This window comes from Modicisalibacter radicis, assembly GCF_900961225.1.
Lineage (GTDB): Bacteria > Pseudomonadota > Gammaproteobacteria > Pseudomonadales > Halomonadaceae > Modicisalibacter.
Genome location: NZ_CAAHFN010000138.1, coordinates 1 through 452, shown reverse-complemented (window position 1 = coordinate 452; position 452 = coordinate 1). Strand labels below are relative to the sequence as shown.

Annotated in this window: 1 pseudogene; it reads left to right on the top strand. The window is 39.2% G+C overall.

Annotated features, from left to right (window positions below):
* Window positions 1-232 (top strand): annotated as a pseudogene (locus HR9077_RS21960) (hypothetical protein); the annotation flags it as partial.
* Between the last annotated feature and the right edge of the window lie 220 nt (window positions 233-452).

Here is a 452-nt window from a genome sequence, read left to right as displayed (position 1 = left end):
ATTGTTTGGTGACTTTGGCGCAGCAACTAACTTAGACTCTCTGACCGACTATCAGCGCCAACAAATGCAGCGTATTGCAGTCAGAGCGATTGGCTGCTTAATTGATGATTTACTGAGCGTGTGTTCTGAAGTTACGAGCGATGCAACACAGTTAACAACACTTGCTCAACAATGTATGAATGCAGATATGAGCCAACGACCAACTCTTAAAGCACTAATAGAAAAACTATAACTTTTATGCGCGACTCTACCTCTGAGTCGTGCTTTACCGCCTTGCTTTGCTACATAGCTATAAAATAAAACTGAATATAAATAAGCCTTGGTCTACTTATATGGCTTTCGTGTCTGGTATGCTTTTATACTATCAGTAACTTTACTGAGCTTTGGTCAAACTAATTCACCCAAAGCTCAGTTGGTTAATAAAATAGCGTTAATCAAGCGTTATTGTAATG